The organism is Neobacillus sp. S1227, from assembly GCF_055385255.1.
The window spans coordinates 5247682-5265941 of the sequence record NZ_AP038276.1; the positions used below are offsets into that span (position 1 = coordinate 5247682).

The window sequence follows — 18260 nt, forward strand, 5'->3', positions numbered from 1 at the left end:
GATACTTTTTCCTCTAGACTTCAAAAACAAACATTTTTCACCAATATCCTTCAGTTGAAATCTGCTCAGACGTTTGATTAATAAATTCAGGATGCCTGTTACAGCTATATCTCCTTGAAAGTTTTTCCGAGAAATTTGTCATTTACACAAACATTGATTGGAAACTTAATGATGTTTGTGATATTAGCAACCTGCTTTCAAAAGTAAGGCACAAACCGTACCCATGACCTAATATAAAATTGCGTATAAGTACATAATAATAGTTGTGTGAGATCAGAAAAGTCTTCGGAACAGACCCAACCCAGGATTTCTTCTGTGTTTCCACAAAAAAAGGGATACTGATTTGCTTCAGTATCCCCTTTTTCTCATGCCTTATTTTGCGAACTTAAACAAACTAATTGGAAAGCGAGATGGAATGCACCGTGTCTAGACCAGGAATGCAGCGAGATCAAACGAGAGAACAAATCGAGAAACACGATAAACGGAATGATATTGAATTAGGCAATGAATTTCAAATTGGGAACACCAGTTCACAAAGCCAGAAAAAGAGTGGACGCCAAGTTAATAAAAAATAACTAATAATCAAGCAGTTTGCCCGTAATGGAGGCAAGCTGCTTTTGTCATTGAGCGTAAGTTCGGCCCTATGCATCACCATGCATCATTAAGAAAACGCACTGAAAATGATGCATGAGAAGAACGAAATCGCTCCGCGATGGCTTTTTGGTAAATTTTCCATCCTAAAAAAAGCATAAAAAAAATGAAAAAGTATGTCTCCTGTGGTATTGTTTAATCGCCAAACCAAACAAACCATGAAAGAACATACTTTTTCATATGGAGATTTTAACACGAATACCGCGAAAAATACATATTAATATTTCCCATATTTCCGAGAGAGCTCCTCCTGCCCTTTTGATTATTGATTTATTTACTTTAAACAATCATCAGGAGGCAACACCATGAAACAATATGATCAAAAAATTGAGCTTTTCTTTGAACTTAAGGGAACCCCAGATTCCACCCAGGAATCTTATTGGCGAAGAATGCGGGCTTTTTTAAACTATATGCAAGAACTAAAAAAACCCATAGAAGAAATGACCCTTGAGGATATCCAACAATACATCCTTTATCTCAAACGAGATAAAGAACTTACGGCAGGGACTATCAATAATTACATTTCAGCCATTAAGTTTTTCTATACTTATGTATTAGAAAAGGAATGGAACTCAATGAAAGTTCCAAGGATGAAAAGAACTCAGAAGTTCCCTGTTGTTCCCTCACGGGAAGTTATACTTTCCCTATTAAATTCAACTCATAACTTAAAGCATAAGGCTATCCTTTACCTTGTTTATGGCAGTGGCCTTCGGGTAAGCGAAGTGGCTAAATTAAAAATTAGTGATATTTGTAGTAAGACCATGCGAATCCGTGTTGATAATGCTAAACATAATACCAACCGGTATACAATCTTATCCCAAACAGCACTGGAAGTGCTTCGAGAGTATTTTAAAACTTATTTCAGTGCTAAAAACTATAAGCCAAATGATTGGCTGTTTCCCGGCCAAAACCCCGGCGAGCACATTACTGTCAAAACGATAAAGAATACATTAATAAAACTTAGGAACAGTCTTTCTCTTGATCCAAATATATCTTCCCACACTTTACGGCACTGCTTTTCCACCCATTCCTTAGAAGACGGCGTAGATCCAGTGTTTATCCAACAGATGCTTGGACATAAGAGCCTTAAAACAACATTAACGTATCTGCACATGACCTCTAAAAGTCTGATGGGCATTAAAAGTCCGTTAGATTCAAAGGGGAATCATAGGGAATGACTACCATCCAAGATATATTTATGGCGTTCTATGCGCAGTATAAAGAAAAATATAAGCCATCCCCTGAACAGGCCAAAGCAGCCAACGACATCATTAGATGTCGAACAAGCAGCTTAGGTGGACATGCCTATGAATGTGATACATGTGGTCATACCCAGGTTCGATACAATTCATGCCGGAATCGTCACTGTTCCATGTGCCAAGGGGTTAACAAAGAAGTTTGGGTGGATAATAGAAAAAAAGATATTCTCAACGCCCCCTATTTTCATGTGGTATTTACCATGCCGGCGCAGCTGCACATGTTAATTTATCATAATCAGAAGGTACTCTATGATTTAATGTACAAATGCGTCGCAGAAACGCTTGCGGAGCTTTCCATGGACAAAAAGTATCTGGGGGCGCAAATTGGCTTTTTCTCTGTCTTGCATACTTGGGGACAAAACTTGCATTTTCACCCTCACATCCATACGGTTGTCTTGGCTGGAGGACTTTCCAAGCAGAATAAGTGGCGTCACTCGAGTAAAAAGTTCTTTATTCCTGTAAAAGTTCTGTCCAAAAAGTTCCGTGGAAAGTATCTATTTTATTTAAAGCAATATTATGAACAGAAATTGCTTGTCTTTTATAACGACGCAAAAAAGTACGAAGACCCAAAACAGTTTCAGTGTTTAATAGATGAATGTTACTCACTAAACTGGTACAGCTACACTAAACGGACTTTTTCAGGTCCATTGGCAGTGGTTCAGTACCTTGGGCGATATACACATAGAATCGCCATATCGAATAATCGAATTGTTTCAATAGATAAAAACACAGTTACAATCAGGGTGAAGGACTATCGAAACAATAATCAAATAAAGACAGTAACCATGAAAGGTGTAGAATTTATTCGCCGATTTCTCATGCATATTCTCCCGAAGGGATTAGTGAAAATCAGACATTATGGTCTACTGGCTAATAGAAATAAGAAAACCAAACTCAAACTGTGCCGAAAGTTAACCAATAGCCCGACTTACAAACCTAAATTTACTGGACTTAGTACCATAGAAATTATCAAGCAAATTACGGGAAAAGACGTAACAGTATGCCCATCCTGTAATAAGTCTCATCTAAAGTCAGCTGTCCATGGAGCCGTGCCATAAATGAAGAGAAATAAATACATTTTTTAAAAGCCTCTTAATTGGGGAGGGGGAAATTGTATCTAAAAACAGATAGAAATAACAAAAAAATATCTGTTTGAAAATGAAAACAGGTAAAAAAATTAAAAATCAAGGATCGCCCGAAGATTGAAACCCCACAGACCAAATCCGCGACTTCATTCTTCTATGGCAATCAAAAATTTTGCGAAAAGATCTTACCCATAAATACACCAAGGCCCGATTAGCACCTATCCACTAGTCGGGCCTTTTTACGCGCAAAACTTCCGATTGTCCTCTTAAAGAACCGTCCCCATGCATCATTTTCTATTTAATCGAAGGGCGTTTAGGACTACTGAGACGGAGCTGAAGGCCATGACGGCGCCGGCGAGCCATGGAGCTAAGAGGCCGAGCATCGCGAATGGGATACTGATGATGTTGTATAGGAAGGCCCAGAGGAAGTTTTGTTTAATGTTGGTCATGGTAGCTTTGCTGATTTGAATGGCCTCGACCACCTTGCTCAAATCTCCTTTGATCACGGTAATGTCACCGGATTCGATGGCAAGGTCGGAGCCGGTCCCCATGGCGATACCGACATCGGCGACAGTCAAGGCCGGGGCATCATTCATCCCATCCCCCACCATCACAACATGCTTTCCCTCCTTCTGCAGCGCCCGGATGATTTCCGCCTTTTCCTGCGGCGTAACGGTTGCTTTCACCTTTGTAATTCCGGTCCTTTTCGCTACCGTCTTGGCGGTTTCAAGGTTGTCGCCCGTCAGCATGATGACTTCCAGTCCCATCCCTTTCAAGGCGGTAACCACCGCTTTGGAGGCTTGTTTTACCTCATCAGCAACGGCAATCATCCCGGCAAAGCGATTCTGAATCGCGACCGCCATGACCGTCTTCCTTTCTTGTTCAAGTCGTGCAATTTCCTTACCCGCTCGATGCGGGATATAGAGTTTATTTTTCAAAAAATAACTTGGATTCGCAATCAACACATCTTTTCCACTCACAAAAGCCTTAATTCCATAACCCGGAATCGCAACAACCTCATTTGCAACTGGAAGACTTCCTCCCCTTCTTCGGACTTCTGCTGCGATCGCTTTGGCGATTGGGTGCCCCGAAGATCCTTCGACTGCACCAACGATAGCAAAGAACTCACCCTCGCTGACATGCTCTACAAACACGTCTGTTACGTGCGGCTCCCCTTTCGTGAGCGTCCCGGTTTTATCCAAAATAACGGTGTTGCTTTTCCCTAGTAATTCAAGAAACTTCCCTTCTTTAAAAAGAATCCCCGTCTGGGCGGCTCGTCCACTCCCGACCATCACGGAGGTAGGCGTTGCCAATCCCAGGGCACAGGGGCAGGCAATAATTAAGACGGCAATCATCTTCTCGAGCGCCTCACTTAAAACCCCTGGCTCAAAAAACCAATACCACATCACAAACGTAAGCAGTGCTATTAAAATAATGATTGGGACGAAAATGCCCGTCACTTTATCGGCGATATGCTGAATCGGCGCCTTAGACCCTTGCGCCTCCTCGACAATTCGAATAATTTGCGACAAGGTCGTCTCTGAGTCCCGTTTTGTGACCTTTATTTTTAAAGTGCCGTTCTGATTGATAGTCCCCGCATAGACATGATGACCGTTGCTTTTCTCAACATGGATGCTTTCCCCTGTTAACAAAGATTCGTCAACCATTGAGCTCCCTTCAACAACCTGCCCGTCTATCGGGACTTTTTCACCCGATTTCACGATAATCACCTGCCCCGGCGACAGCCGGTCAACAGGCGATTGAGATTCCTTTCCGTTCAAAAACAAAGTGGCGGTTTTCGTTTGCAATTGGTATAGCTGCTTGATCGCCTGTGTGGTTCTCATTTTTGTTCGGGCTTCAAGAAATTTTCCTAATAAAATGAATGTAATGATAAAAGCGCTTGTTTCATAATACAACACTGGATGTTCAGAACGACCTAAGTGTGTGAACGTTAAATAATGGCTGTAAAAAAAGGCGGCCGACGTACTTAGCACCACTAACACATCCATATTGGCACTACCGCTTTTTACCGCTTTCCAAGCCCGTTCATAAAATTTGAACCCGATCACGAATTGAATGGGAATCGTCAAGGCAAATTGGAAAAGGGGTTGGAGAAACAGCTCTGGCACTTTAATAAAAGAAGCCCATGAAAAGTGGGCAAACATCGCCCACGCCAAAGGTACAGTAAGCAGGGCCGAGACAAAGAATTGCCGCTTGAGAACCGTCATTTCTTTTCGTTTCTCCATCTCAGACTGTATATGATTCTGACGGTCGATTTTTGCATCATATCCAATTTTAATGATTCTATTGATAATTTCCTGAATGCTTGTCCGATTCTTGCTAAATGTGACACGCCCCTTTTCCGTTGTCAGATTAACTTGCACTTCCTCGACCCCGTCTATTTTGGAGACAACTTTTTCGATTCTGGCAGCGCAGGCGGCACAATACATCCCACTAATCTCTATATGGGCTGTTTCCTTCATCCTCTATATTCACCACTTTCAACTTCCTCAAATTAATATATTCTATTAACAATAAGAGAGTTTTAGAACGATGCATGGGACTGTTCTTGCACTGTCAAAGCGAGCTGAATGATGCACGAGTACCGTCCCCATTTTTCATTTCGACAAATCTAGACAAATTCTTTAAAATCCTTTAATCTATGTAAGGGCAAAATCACTGAAAGGTGATGACGCAAAGCTATAGGGGCCTCTGTGATTGAGCAAGGCCAGCCAGCTGCCATCAAATGAATGAGGGGGATTTTTTGATGTCAAAGAGTTACTGGATTACGCCAGAGGAAATACTTAGAAGGAAAAAGATGAAGAAGAACCTTGTATATACCTCTATTGTTTTTGCCACTATCGTTCTTAGTGCATTACTGACGATAGTCTCAAACCAATTGTAGATACTCCGAATTTAAGGGCAGCATGATATTGCTGCTCTTTTTTATTTTACGCGGGAGACGGTTCTTCTGCATTAATGAGACAATAGAACCTTTCATGACTACTGAAAAACATTCCCTAAGAGGACGGATAAAGACATTTATATCCCTAGGATAAGCAATATTGTACTCATTGACCTTATAAAGACCATTTTCCTTCTTGGCTGGAGCAATTTAGTATTTATTGACCACGTTCTTTTGCCTCCACAGTCTCATGGGACCTCCATAGGGCCAGATTTCTGCGGTTTTTGCGACCATTCTGTCCTCATGGAGAGCTCTATGAGGACACTTCCTGTAGTTTTTGCGACCCTTCTGTCCTCATGAGAAGCTCTATGAGGACACTTCCTGCCGTTTCTGCGACGATTTTGTCCTCATGAAGCCTCCATTGAGTCATTTTCCGCGTTTTTTTCAGGGGCTTCGAACCGGTCCCATTCCTCACCAAAAAATTCCTCAAAAATTTATTTACAAATAATTCCACTTGTGTTAAATTATAGTCAACGTTGATTATACAATGTTAAACATGAAAAGGAGGAAGGAAAATATGATTAGTAAATTAATTGAAAATGGATTTTTTAAGGGGCTGCAACAGAAAGCAGGGAAAGAAATAGCTAAGGAAGCTCGTAGTCTTTTTCAAACGATTTTGGCGGAAAATCAAAGTCTGGCAACAGATAAACCAACTGAATTCAATTTGATATTTTCTTCTATGGTCCTGGCTGCGTATAGAGTATTAAAAAAATATGAATTCGCCCATTGGGAAGAAATTCTTCGATACTGCTTGATTGACCGAACCAAAAAGAAGCAGCAATTTTTCATGAAACTTTATTTGTTATTAGACCGAAATCCGTTTAAGCGAATTGTAAAAATATCAAAAGTAAAACAAATAAAACACTATGGCAATCAAAACTTCACTCATGAAATTGTTAAAGACACGGAAAATTCGTATCATTTGCATATCAAGAAATGCTTTTTCTTTGACTTTTTCCGGTCGCACAATGCATTGGAAGTTATGCCGATGTTTTGCGGTATGGATGATATTTGGGGAGATTTATTGCTTCCTCAAAAGCTTGGCGTCTCGTTTTCACGGCCGCAGCTTTTATCCAAAGGAGATAGCCACTGCTTTTTCAAATTTGATCGAACCGATTTTGATGGATAGATACCCTTTACATCACTCGAGAAGGAGTGTTATATTTTTACTATAATAGTAAACGTTGAATATTTAATATTGAGGTGCAATCTATATGACACGACTCATGGTATTAGGGATGCTGCGAACCAAGCCAATGTCCGGCTATGAACTGCAGCAGCTCCTCCAAGTAAGCGAGGTAGATAAATGGGCGGGAATCCTTCCGGGGTCCATTTATCATGCCTTAAAGAAAATGGATAAAGAAGGGCTGGTCCGAGTAGCGAATGTGGAAGCAACAGGCCATCGGGTAAAAGCCATCTATGAGATTACAGAAAAAGGCGAAAAGGAATATAAAAAGCTTTTGGTTGACGCTTTTAATGAGCCATCTGTCCACCTGCCCGTCCTTTTGTACACAGGCTTGTCCATGTTCAACCTGCCCAATCATAATATCAACACCGACCGTATCCTTGATGCGATTGAGGAACAGAAACTAGTCCTTCAAAAGAAAATGGAAGATATCGAAGCGGGGCAAAAGATTAAGTCACAGTTTATTGAAGTAAATGATTTAGCCAAGATCACCTTCCAGAACATCCTGGATCAATACAAACTCCAAATAGAATTTTTAGATAAAATCGTGATTGCCATGACGAAAGGTGCCTGAACCCCTAGGTGTAAGGCACCTTTTTTCTTGTCGCAAAATGATACATAAACCGTCTCCATGCATCATTTGTATTTTGAAATGGGGATGTTAAAATAAACGATTAAAAAAATGGTACATGCGAAACAGAGAAGCCAGGCTAAGATAGGTCTGGTGTAATGGAGGCGCAAGCCAAAAAACATAAAGATCCAGACCACTAAAGACCACCAGAAATTCCATCCATGATCATAGGAGATTAGGTTTGCAGCCTTAAAAAGGGTCTCCATTACGACACCAAAAATAACCCAGATAGCTGTATATCCTATCTGCTTAAGCATGTTTTTCTTAAAAGGATATTTTGAAAGAAATATAAAGGCCATTTGGGGGAAAATCAGTAAAGCCATGATAATATCAACAATGGTATGGTTGGGAATAAAAAAAGATTCTTTATAAGTCCATAATGGGAATTCGTACATAATAATGGAAATAAAAAAGTTCACGGTCACGAAAAAAAGAATGGTTGGATAGTACTCCTTCCAGTTCCTCCAATCACCCCAGCGCCAGGAACCAAGCAAATAAATAAAGGGCATCACAAGTCTTAAATATGAAAACACAGTGTGTAACATTACGTCCCCTCAAATCTTTTCGAAAAAACAATTTTACCATCATTTCTATTATTTGCCCTAAACTACAAAATGAAACATAGGGACGATTATGTGCTTCATTCCAATTTCTTGCACAAAAACCCCAATCAACGGACGATTGCTGGTTGGTCCTTTTGCTTGATATGACATTTAAAGGACTTTTTCTTCTATAAGAATGTAGGCAGGCCCTCGATTTCTATAAGCACCTTTCTTACCTGCTCCACTACTTCCTGCCCCTGCTGCCAGCGGACTATTTTATTTTATTTTAGCTTATGCACTTAGTTATTTAACCAATCGTAACACGCCAAATTACATAACCTAACCTTAACATTATCTTTTTAAGATAGGAGGGGGATGACTATGTACCATTATGAATATACGAAATTAAGAGGACAAAGACAGACATATAATAACCAAATTTCTGCACCACCATTATACCCGCAGCAACAAATGCCTAAACTTAACCAAACAAATGGGATGGGAAGTCCAGCAGGCTGGAGTGGTCCAGTTAATCCAGTGGGTTGGTGGAATCCCGAAGGTTTAGCTAACTTCTATGATCCTTTCCATCAAGTTAATTGGGCGGCAGCGAAAATAAATCAAACAGGACTAGGTGTTCAAGGACAGCCAGCTAGTTGGGCGCCGGGGAATCAAACGGGTTTGAATAATCAAGGGCAAATGATGAGTTGGGGAGGTCTTGGGGGTCCGGCAGGCTGGGGGGATTTTGGATATCCAGCAGGCTGGGGCAATCCGAGATTTCCGATGGGCTTGTGGAATAACGCGGGTCAAGGCCGGCCGGGGATGTTTGGAGGTTTACTTAAAGTTGGAAAAGGGGCATTAGGCGGACTGGGAATTCTCAGCAGTCTAATTAGTATCGGAAGGTTTTTATTTTAAAGTGTAAACTTAAAATTAAATTAAGAAAACAATTAGTATAAAAAGCACAAAAATGAAAGCCATTCGCTAATGAACTGGCTTTTTATTCATTTAGGAACGTACCAAAACATGGGGACGGTTCTCGTGCAATGTTCCTTGGTTTCTGTACAAAAAGACCCAACCAGCGGACGATTGCTGGTTGGGCTTTTGGCTGTGATTCGACTCTTTAAGGTCTTTTTTATACGAATTTAAACAATCCCTCTCAGAAAATCTACCAATGCCTTTGTAAACTCTTTTGAGGTTTCGATATTGGAGAGGTGGGAGCCCTCGAGTTCAACATAGCGCGCACCATTAATTTGGTCGGTTAAGTACTGACCGTCATGTGGAGGAGTTGCCAAATCATCTTTGCTTGAGATAACCAATGTCGGCACAGTAATATTTTTCACCGTGTCACGCTCGTCCATATCGCGAACAGCCGCACAGGCCGCAGCGTAGCCTGCTGCAGACGTTTCTAAAAACACCTTTCTAACTTGCGCCACTTCCTTCGTCTCTTGCTGCACGTAGGATTCAGTAAACCAGCGAGCTGTTACACCTTCAGCGATTGGCTCCATCCCTCCGTTTTGCACAGCAGAAATTCTCGTATCCCAAATCTCACGCGGGCCGATAAAGGCAGCCGTATTGCAGAGCGCGAGTTTCCCAAGACGCTCAGGAGCATTCAAAGCCAGCCACATGCCCGTCATGCCGCCCATCGAAACGCCGGCAAAGTGGGCACGTTCAATCCCCAAGCCATTTAACAAACCCACAACATCCTGGCCAAGCTGCTCGATGGAATAGGGGCCAGCAGGGACATCGGAAGCCCCATGACCTCGTGTGTCATATCGCAGCACACGGAAATATTTCGTTAACTCTTCTATTTGTGGATCCCACATGGTCAGGTCCGTCCCCAACGAGTTGGAAAGGACCACAACCGGAAGCTCCTCCGAACCGTCGAAACGGTAATGCAGGCGAACCCCGTTAACTTCTATAAAACTCATTAAAAAACACCCCTGTTACTTATAATGGCCTTTAATAAATGGATGAGGCAGAAGAAGAACCGTCCTCGTGCCTCACCAACACACATCATTCAACCTCTAAAAAATCGCTGCCTTCAAACCAAGCAGGAATGCCAGCTGTGAGAAGGGCGACAAGAGATACATCGGCAAGTTCTGCGTCGGTTGCGCCGAATCTTTTCGCACCCTGGGTATGAAGTTCAACCCCTTTTGGGTACATTTCTGCAACGTTGATTCCAACTAAAACCAACTCTTTTAATTTACGGGAGACAACGTGGTCTCTTAACACCGTTTTTCTTAAATCAGTGTATCTGTCTAAACATGCCGGGTTAAATTGATTCAACACTTTCGCCCAGCCTGGAAGTTCTCCACCTGCTTCCTTTTCGTAATAAGCCTGGGTACTGACCTCCGCCTCGTCCGAAAATGATGCACGAGAAACGTCCCCCTGCATCACTCCGAGTTCAGAAACTGCATATTCTAGGGCTTTTACACCGGTAAACCAGGCTGGGATGCCTCTTGAGATGATGCAGACGGATAGGATGTCTGCAAGTTCTTCTAGGGTGGCGCCCGAATCGATGGCCCCCTTGGTGTGATAAATCATGCTGCGTTCATAGCGGCGGGCCGCATTGATGCCGACTAAGATTAATTCTTTTTCTTTTTTGGAAAGGGCTCCGTCTACTAAAATTTCGCCCCGTAATTTTGTGTAATATTCAAGCGCTTTAGGAGCGAAATGATGCATTTTGGCTACCCAATCTGGAACCTGACCGTATACCTGTTCAAAAAATTCCAACCCATTAAATTCTGTTGACATGTCACCAACTCCAAACATTTATTTTTCTAAGAACGTCCCCGTGAACCAGGAAAAATGATGCATGAGAACCGTCCCCATGCCTCAATCTACAGACCGAAAAACCGTCGCGATTCCTTGTCCGCCAGCGATGCATAGGGTGCCGAGCCCCCATTTTGCTTGTCTTTTTTTCATGGCGTGGATAAGCGATACACAGATTCTCGCGCCGCTGTTACCGATTGGGTGGCCAAGGGCGATGGCGCCGCCGTTGACATTTACCTTTTCCATCGGTATCTGCATTTCTTTCAGACACGCTAGCGACTGGGCTGCAAACGCTTCATTTAATTCTACCAAATCTAACTCTTCTTTGCTGATTCCAGCCATTTTCAACGCTCTTTCGCTTGCTTCCACCGGGCCGATTCCCATCCGGTCCGGCTGTACGCCGGAAAGCCCGAGTGCCGTAATTTCTGCCAGCGGCTCAAGCTTATATTTTTCGACCATATCTCCGGACACGATCAACAGCATGGAGGCACCGTCATTTAATCCCGAGGCATTCCCCGCCGTCACCGTTCCATCCTTTTTAAAGGCAGGCTTCAGTGCTGCCAACTTTTCCAAACTTGTTTTCCTTGGGTGCTCATCTACTGAAAAGATAATCGGCTCACCCTTCTTTTGAAAAATTTTCACTGGAACAATTTCATCCTCAAAAGCACCGCTTTCAATGGCTTCATGCGCTTTTACCTGGCTTTCATAGGCAAAAACATCCTGTTCCTCGCGGGAAATGGCATAATCTTCAGCAAGATTCTCAGCCGTCATCCCCATCACGAGCCGGCCATATTTATCTTCAGGCTGTGAACCAGGCTGGCTCTCTTTATTCGGGTCCAAAATTTCAGCATTACCTGACAGGAAGCCATAGCGGCCATTGCGGATGTAATACGGAGCGGCACTCATGCTTTCCACCCCGCCAGCAATATAGGCATGGCCAAGGCCGGAGCGGATTGCCATAAACGCATTATGGATGGCCTGCATACCGGAACCGCAGGCACGATGAACGGTATAGCCTGGCAGCGACTCAGGCAGGTCCGCCATCAGAAGCGCTTTTCTCGCAATATTGGATTGGTCCTGGCTTTGCTTCGCCTGGCCAATGATAACTTCATCAATTTCCTCAACAGGTATCAAATTTTTCGCTAGCAAATCCTCAAATAACGGTACCAGCAGCTCGTCAGGCTGCATTCCCTTCAATGTCCCGCCGATTTTACCAACCGCAGTCCGCTGGGCGCTGACCACAAATACTCGATTATCCATCATTTCAACCCCCTAATTTAACGCCAAAAGCGTTTCACTTATTTCAAATGACGCCTCTGTTTTTTCCTTCACTTCATCCAAGCTCACACCAGGCATTAATTCCTTCAACACGAGCTTTCCGTCTTCCATCTTAAAAACGGCTAATTCAGTAATGATGACATCAATCTTCCGAAGCGATGTAATTGGATACGAACACTTAGCAACGATCTTCGACTCGCCATTTTTCGAGGTATGGTTTGTCGTAACGATTACCTTTCCGGCCCCGCTCAACAGATCCATCGCGCCGCCGACACCCATGATGTTTTTTCCAGGAATCGCCCAGTTGGCAATGTACCCTTCCTGATCGACCTGCAGTGCACCAAGGATAGCGACATTCACATGCCCGCCGCGAATCATGGCGAATGACTCGCCGCTATTAAAATAAGAAGCACCAATACCTTCTGAAATAGGGAGCTTTCCGGCATTGACCAAGCTTGGGTCAAAATCCTCTTCACTCGTCAGCTCCTCCACCCCAAGCATCCCATTTTCAGTGTGGAAAAAGACCGAACCCGGCTCGACATATTTTGCGACAAGCGTAGGGATGCCAATTCCAAGGTTCACCACTGAGTTAGGCTTCAGTTCCGCTGCAGCACGCTTGGCAATCAACTCTTGAATTTCTTTGTTGGTCATTTGGAAACAACTCCTTCTTTGCTTAAAATCAATTGGCTTTCAACAATCGCGTCCACGAACAAATGCGGGGTGACGATTTCTTCCGGTGAAAGCTCGCCCGCTGCGACAATCTCATCGACCTCAGCAATCACAAAGTCCGCTGCCGTTGCCATTAACGGATTGAAATTCCGTGCCGTTTTGTAATAAACCAAGTTTCCTAGAGTGTCAGCTTTGGCCGCTTTGACAAGTGCGACATTGGCTTTAAGCGGATTCTCAAGCACATACAATTCGCCATTGATTTCCCGCGTTTCTTTCCCTTTTGCCAGCTCCGTTCCGGCACTTGTTTTTGTAAAATAACCGCCAATCCCGGCGCCGCCAGCGCGAATCGATTCTGACATCGTTCCCTGCGGCATTAATTGAATCTCAAGCTTGCCTTGGTTATAATAATCGCCGACTTCACGATTGCTGGTAAAATAAGACCCGATTGCCTTTTTGATTTTTCCCTGACGCAGTAAAATCCCCAGGCCCCTTCCGGCCTCACCAAGGTTATTGCTGATGACGGTCAGCCCATTGACATCATGGCGTGTCAGTTCGTCAATCAATGTTAACGGCGCACCGACAAGGCCGAACCCGCCGACCATCAGGGTGTGTCCTGATTGAATTTTTATAATTGCCTCTTCCGGCTTCATTTGTTTTTGCATGATTATCACCTCTAAAAATTGATCGCCAAAACTTGTGTGGCGTCCATTTACGACTTTTTCTAAAACAAAAAGCCCAGCCATCCCAAAAGAAAGCGCAACTGTAGTGCACTTCTTTTGGAAAGGCTGGGCTACCCTCAGTATTGTGAAAATGGGGATGCCGTTTTCACCGTGAAGATCTCAACTTTCCATCATCGCAGTCAGCTTGTGACCCGATTTCTTCTATTATATGAAACTATTTTATTTTTTATCCAAAGAATCCCCAAAGCAGAACAGCACCACAATAGATAATCCCAACCCAGAACATCATGACAACGGTATATCCCATCACATCTTTTAACTTAAGGTTCGATAAGGCCAGGGCTGGTAAGATCCAGAACGGCTGGACTAAATCGTTCCAGGCATTTCCGAGCATGACCGACATCGACGTGTGGGCAATGGATGCATGCAATTCCTTCGCTGCATCAATCATGAATGGCCCTTGAACGACCCAGTGGCCGCCGGCAGATGGAGCGAAGAAGTTGATCACGAACGAGCTGACCAGTCCCCAGAATGGCAGTGTGTGATTGGAAGAGAATTGCACAAACCAGTGAGCAATCGTGTCCACCAAGCCAGATCCCGCCATGATTGCCATGATCCCGGCGTAGAATGGATATTGCAGAATGATGCCGGAAATCGTCTTGATTCCATCATTTAAACTAGCAACATAGTTTGCAGGAGTTCCCAATAGGATAATGCCAAGGAAAAGAATAATAAAGTTGATCATGTTTAGATCCAAACTGCCGCCCTTTGAGAAAAAGGATACGACGTAAATGATCCCGATAACCCCAATCGCCAGCGAAAGCAAGCGGCTGTTGTTTAACTTAGTTGCAAACGTCACTTCTTCATTGCCAAGGGCTGATGCTGCTGCTACCTGCTCATGCGCCTCAATCTCCGGATTGATTTCAATGACATTTTCCTTTTTCTTCGGATGCAGCCAAGCATTCAATAAAGGAAGAGTGATGATTACGATCAAACTGGTTACCAGCATTGGTATTGAAAAAATTGTTTCTGACAATGGCACAACGCCCATTGCTTTTTCCATCGGGTGGCCTGGTGTCGAAATCAACACTGGAATACTAGCGGAAAGCCCTAATCCGTACATCGTAAATCCGCTGTATGCCGCTGCAATAATCAACGGGTAGTGAACCCCTTTGACCTTTAAAGCAAGTTTCTTGGCGATGATTCCCCCAATCACCAAGCCGAAGCCCCAGTTTAAATAGCTCCCGATTCCCCCAACCAACGTCGCGACGATAATAGCTGTTCGAGGTGTATGGACAAGCGAAACAATTTTGTTTAAGAAACGATCAATAATCGGCGCCTTCGCCAGCACATAGCCCATCGCCAGGATGACAGCCATCTGAGTTGTAAAAGATAACAGATTCCAAAAGCCTGCTCCCCAGCTGGTTGTGGCGGCCACAAATCCCTGTCCTTCGACAAGAACGGCTAAGATTAGCGTCAAAATAGTTAATCCAATCGCAAACACGAATGGATCGGGAAGATATTTCCTCATCAGATTCGTGAAAAAGCCAGTAATTTTCTCCATGTTTTCGCCCCCTTGATGTTTTTGGTTAACGCTTTCATTTCAATTAAAAAAATCCCCTTCGTTAAATCCTTCTATCCTTATTGTAAAGGAACCAAATGGGTTTCCTCATTAACAAATAATGGGTAACTGTGTTTACAGTGCTACCGCTCACCTCCAAATGAAATAAAAAATACCCAGCTATGCCAAAAGGAACAAGAAAACGTGATGTTTCCCTATTGTCTTTTGGAAAAGCTGGGTATTCTTAATTTAAGGTGGAATGGGTGAATTCCATTGTTAAGAAGACGCTTTTCGAAAGGTATTTATGTTATAAAAAAACTATAATATCCTTTTGTCGAATTGTCAAATTATTTTTTATTTTCTAGTTGGTTTATTTTTTCAAAATATCTTTTATGGGCTGCTTTTAACGCGACAATCACGGAATTGACCGAAGGTGCAAAGTAATGCTCTTCTATCCGTTTAACAAGCTCGTCGACACCATTCGATAGATCATAACCAATCACAAGCCTCTTAATAAAGTCCTTGGCCAAGTCGGTAATAAATGTAAACTCCACGTCGACAATGGAATGGTTCATCGGATCAACTTCTAGCACAATTCCAGCATGCTTATAAATTTCGTACATCGCACTTCCTGTCGGCGCCTTCGCATAGGCAGTCACCAACACCGTATTCATTTCATGTTGTGGATTCAAAACGAGCCCTCCCTTAGTTTTACTATTATTTTACTAGAGTCTTGGGCCCCGTTCAATGTTATCCTACGATGATGCATGGGTGATGCATGGGGACGGTTCTTCTGCATCATTTTGTTTTGCAAATAGATGGAAGTGAGGCATGAGAACCGTCCCCGTGCATCAAATTATGGTTTTAAGATTACTTTTACTCCTTGTTTTTGAACGCCGACCTCGAAGCCTTCGACGGCTTTTTCAAGTGGAAGGATGTGCGAAACCAGCTTCATGTACGGGAATTTTCCGGAAGCCGCCATGGCAATGGTTCGTTTCAGGGTTTGTTCGGTCACGCCGTATACCCCTTTGACCGTTACTTCCCCACGGACAATTTCATTGGATGGCAGTACGGTTTCCTTGGCGGAAATGCCTACCAATAACAGCTCGCCGCCCTTTGTGCACATTCTGACTCCAGACACCATCGATTGATGGAAGCCGCTTGTTTCAAACACATGGTCGACACCCTGTCCGTTCGTCAGCTCGGAAATGGCCACCACATCGTTAACCTTGTCAGCATACACAATGTCCGTCGCACCTAATTCTTTGGCCAGCTGCAACCTTTCTTCATCAACAGTCAAGCCCGTCACAATCAACTTTTTCAAGCCGAGGCTGGATAAGGACGCGATTAAGGAAAGACCGATTGGGCCAGGGCCGATGACAACCGCCGTGTCCCCTGGCAGAATGTCGGCGCGTTCAAGCGCACGTACTCCAATGCCAAGCGCCTCGAGCATGCCAGCCACCTCAATCGGCATCGACTCCGGAATCGGCAGCACATTTTTATAATGAATCGCCGCATATTCGGCCATACCGCCATTTTGCCGAAAGCCATATTGCAGGGATTTCGCCGGCACCTTGTCCATCGCGCCTTTGCCGTGGTCGCAAAGATTCGTCCTGCCCCGCTGACAATTCGCACATTCGCCGCAAGCTACATACGGATTGATGATGACCCGGCTGTTCAACAGGTGCTCATGGTCGGGATTGTTCACGCCAACGACTCTTCCGGCAAATTCATGACCGAGAATGACAGGCGTCGCCACCCACTCATACGCGCGCATACCTTCATACATGTGGAGGTCGCTTCCGCAAATGCTTACAGCCTCTACCTTTACTAGCACTTCGTTTTCTTTCAATTTAGGTGTTCCCACTTCTTTTACTTCTACGCCATGGTCTCTTGTTGCTTTGACAACTGCTTTCATGTTTTCTCACCCTTCCTGGATTAATCTTGCTGCAGCATTTTTTAAAAGCTTTTCTAAAATATCTCTTCGCATATTAAAATGCTTGGAGAATTTATCAATTGGGTTCGGGAGCAAAAGCCTTTATAAATTCTTCTTACGGACATTTTCCTTTCGTTTTTAACCGGTTTTGTCCTTGTAGGCCCTTCTTGCGGACATTTTCTCTTCATTTTTCACCAGTTTTGTCCGTAGATGCCCTTCTTACGGACTTTTCCTCTTCATTTTCAACCAGTTTTGTCCGCAGAAACCCTTCTTACCATTCTTCCACCGCAATAGCCCTGATTGGAGAACCTGTTAACCCCTTTAAATTCAATGGCGTTCCGATAAAATAAAAATGCTTTTTCGAAAGCTTGTCCAAATTAACGATATTTTCCATAATGAGAATATTTCTGCTCAGCAGGGCCAGGTGGACGTCCCGTTGCATGTTTTCATTGATATCAGCATTTGGAAGATCTAGGCCAATTGCTTTAATCTTGTTGTCAACAACCCAATCACCGACAGAAGGGGCAAGGGATTTGCACTGATGGAAGCCTTCGCCATTCCATTCCCCGTCCCAGCAGCGGAACAGAATAATACTATTCTCTTTAATTTCCAGCTGATCCCGCTCAACCACCGCTTCTACCATTTCCCGCGTGACCGGTTCTGCAGGATTTTTATCGGAACAATCTATTAAAACAGCATCCCCCATCGTCGCATCAATCGGAATCTGCTCAATCGTTAAGCCATCTTTGAAAAAATGATAGGGAGCATCCATGTGCGTGCCGCTATGGTCAGACATCATAAAAATTTTGCTGGCATAGCCTTCACAAGGCGCCGTATATCTTGGTTTTGAAAAATCGTGTGTAATGTGGTCCATGAACACGACTTTTGGATGGGATGGAAAAGAAACTAAGCCGTCATATAACAATACTGATAAATCTACTGTTTTCATCGTTATGCACCTCTGGTAGTTTTTTTTAAAAAAGCTCTTTTCGAAAAAAGATTGTTGCTATTAAGGAATCGCAAATAATACCTGAAATCACCCCAAAAT

The 18260-nt window shown here is 43.5% G+C and carries 18 protein-coding genes and 1 riboswitch; of the genes, 7 read left to right on the plus strand and 11 right to left on the minus strand.

Annotated elements, in window-relative coordinates; all coding sequences use genetic code 11:
* The first annotated feature begins 437 nt into the window (after positions 1–437).
* The 3 genes from ACZ5AE_RS26210 to ACZ5AE_RS26220 all read left to right on the plus strand — a co-directional run bounded on the left by ACZ5AE_RS26210 (position 438) and on the right by ACZ5AE_RS26220 (position 2968).
* A complete protein-coding gene (locus ACZ5AE_RS26210; RefSeq protein WP_464567512.1) occupies positions 438–575 on the plus strand; it encodes a hypothetical protein in 138 nt (45 codons plus the stop codon).
* 381 nt (positions 576–956) lie between these two features.
* Positions 957–1829, plus strand: a complete 873-nt coding sequence (locus tag ACZ5AE_RS26215) for a tyrosine-type recombinase/integrase (RefSeq protein ID WP_464565188.1) — start codon at positions 957–959, stop codon at positions 1827–1829.
* The gene (locus ACZ5AE_RS26220; RefSeq protein ID WP_464565186.1) at positions 1826–2968 is read left to right on the plus strand and encodes an IS91 family transposase; all 1143 of its coding nucleotides are present in this window, start codon (positions 1826–1828) and stop codon (positions 2966–2968) included. Before ACZ5AE_RS26215 ends, ACZ5AE_RS26220 begins: the two co-directional genes overlap by 4 nt.
* A gap of 314 nt (positions 2969–3282) precedes the next feature.
* Here the strand turns inward: ACZ5AE_RS26220 and ACZ5AE_RS26225 are convergent, their stop codons facing one another.
* On the minus strand, positions 3283–5478 hold the full coding sequence (locus ACZ5AE_RS26225) for a heavy metal translocating P-type ATPase (RefSeq protein ID WP_464567514.1): 2196 nt from the start codon (positions 5476–5478) through the stop codon (positions 3283–3285).
* A gap of 176 nt (positions 5479–5654) precedes the next feature.
* A riboswitch (cyclic di-GMP riboswitch) is annotated at positions 5655–5739 on the plus strand.
* Between the two features lie 23 nt (positions 5740–5762).
* On the opposite strand from ACZ5AE_RS26225, the gene ACZ5AE_RS26230 reads away from it, so the two are divergent.
* From ACZ5AE_RS26230 to ACZ5AE_RS26240, 3 genes are all read left to right on the plus strand, one after another.
* Entirely contained in the window at positions 5763–5900 is a 138-nt protein-coding gene (locus ACZ5AE_RS26230; RefSeq protein ID WP_464567516.1) for a hypothetical protein, read from the plus strand.
* A gap of 577 nt (positions 5901–6477) precedes the next feature.
* Positions 6478–7089, plus strand: a complete 612-nt coding sequence (locus ACZ5AE_RS26235; protein WP_464567518.1) for an L-2-amino-thiazoline-4-carboxylic acid hydrolase — start codon at positions 6478–6480, stop codon at positions 7087–7089.
* An 85-nt stretch (positions 7090–7174) separates the two neighbouring features.
* Positions 7175–7720 (plus strand): PadR family transcriptional regulator, encoded by a 546-nt coding sequence (locus tag ACZ5AE_RS26240; protein ID WP_464567520.1) that lies wholly within the window; start codon positions 7175–7177, stop codon positions 7718–7720.
* A 62-nt stretch (positions 7721–7782) separates the two neighbouring features.
* Here the strand turns inward: ACZ5AE_RS26240 and ACZ5AE_RS26245 are convergent, their stop codons facing one another.
* Complete coding sequence (locus tag ACZ5AE_RS26245) at positions 7783–8322, minus strand: CBO0543 family protein (protein WP_464567522.1); 540 nt, start codon at positions 8320–8322, stop codon at positions 7783–7785.
* 378 nt (positions 8323–8700) lie between these two features.
* Here ACZ5AE_RS26245 and ACZ5AE_RS26250 point away from each other — a divergent pair, with 378 nt between their 5' ends.
* Positions 8701–9231 (plus strand): hypothetical protein, encoded by a 531-nt coding sequence (locus ACZ5AE_RS26250; RefSeq protein WP_464567524.1) that lies wholly within the window; start codon positions 8701–8703, stop codon positions 9229–9231.
* 227 nt (positions 9232–9458) lie between these two features.
* On the opposite strand, the gene pcaD is transcribed toward ACZ5AE_RS26250, so the two are convergent.
* The 9 genes from pcaD to ACZ5AE_RS26295 all read right to left on the minus strand — a co-directional run bounded on the left by pcaD (position 9459) and on the right by ACZ5AE_RS26295 (position 18161).
* The gene (gene pcaD / locus ACZ5AE_RS26255) at positions 9459–10244 is read right to left on the minus strand and encodes a 3-oxoadipate enol-lactonase (RefSeq protein ID WP_464567526.1); all 786 of its coding nucleotides are present in this window, start codon (positions 10242–10244) and stop codon (positions 9459–9461) included.
* An 85-nt stretch (positions 10245–10329) separates the two neighbouring features.
* Complete coding sequence (locus tag ACZ5AE_RS26260; RefSeq protein ID WP_464567528.1) at positions 10330–11070, minus strand: carboxymuconolactone decarboxylase family protein; 741 nt, start codon at positions 11068–11070, stop codon at positions 10330–10332.
* 81 nt (positions 11071–11151) lie between these two features.
* Positions 11152–12351 carry a thiolase family protein gene (locus tag ACZ5AE_RS26265; protein WP_464567530.1) on the minus strand — a complete coding sequence of 400 codons (1200 nt, stop codon included), beginning with the start codon at positions 12349–12351 and terminating at the stop codon, positions 11152–11154.
* A gap of 9 nt (positions 12352–12360) precedes the next feature.
* The gene (locus ACZ5AE_RS26270; protein ID WP_464567532.1) at positions 12361–13017 is read right to left on the minus strand and encodes a 3-oxoacid CoA-transferase subunit B; all 657 of its coding nucleotides are present in this window, start codon (positions 13015–13017) and stop codon (positions 12361–12363) included.
* The gene (locus ACZ5AE_RS26275) at positions 13014–13697 is read right to left on the minus strand and encodes a CoA transferase subunit A (RefSeq protein ID WP_464573741.1); all 684 of its coding nucleotides are present in this window, start codon (positions 13695–13697) and stop codon (positions 13014–13016) included. The genes ACZ5AE_RS26270 and ACZ5AE_RS26275 overlap by 4 nt, the downstream gene beginning before the upstream one ends.
* A gap of 244 nt (positions 13698–13941) precedes the next feature.
* Positions 13942–15279 carry a short-chain fatty acid transporter gene (locus ACZ5AE_RS26280; RefSeq protein ID WP_464567534.1) on the minus strand — a complete coding sequence of 446 codons (1338 nt, stop codon included), beginning with the start codon at positions 15277–15279 and terminating at the stop codon, positions 13942–13944.
* Positions 15280–15623: 344 nt separating this feature from the next.
* Entirely contained in the window at positions 15624–15968 is a 345-nt protein-coding gene (locus ACZ5AE_RS26285) for a DUF3870 domain-containing protein (RefSeq protein WP_464567536.1), read from the minus strand.
* A gap of 164 nt (positions 15969–16132) precedes the next feature.
* Positions 16133–17194 (minus strand): zinc-dependent alcohol dehydrogenase, encoded by a 1062-nt coding sequence (locus ACZ5AE_RS26290; RefSeq protein WP_464567538.1) that lies wholly within the window; start codon positions 17192–17194, stop codon positions 16133–16135.
* 289 nt (positions 17195–17483) lie between these two features.
* The gene (locus tag ACZ5AE_RS26295; protein ID WP_464567540.1) at positions 17484–18161 is read right to left on the minus strand and encodes a cyclase family protein; all 678 of its coding nucleotides are present in this window, start codon (positions 18159–18161) and stop codon (positions 17484–17486) included.
* Positions 18162–18260 lie beyond the last annotated feature (99 nt).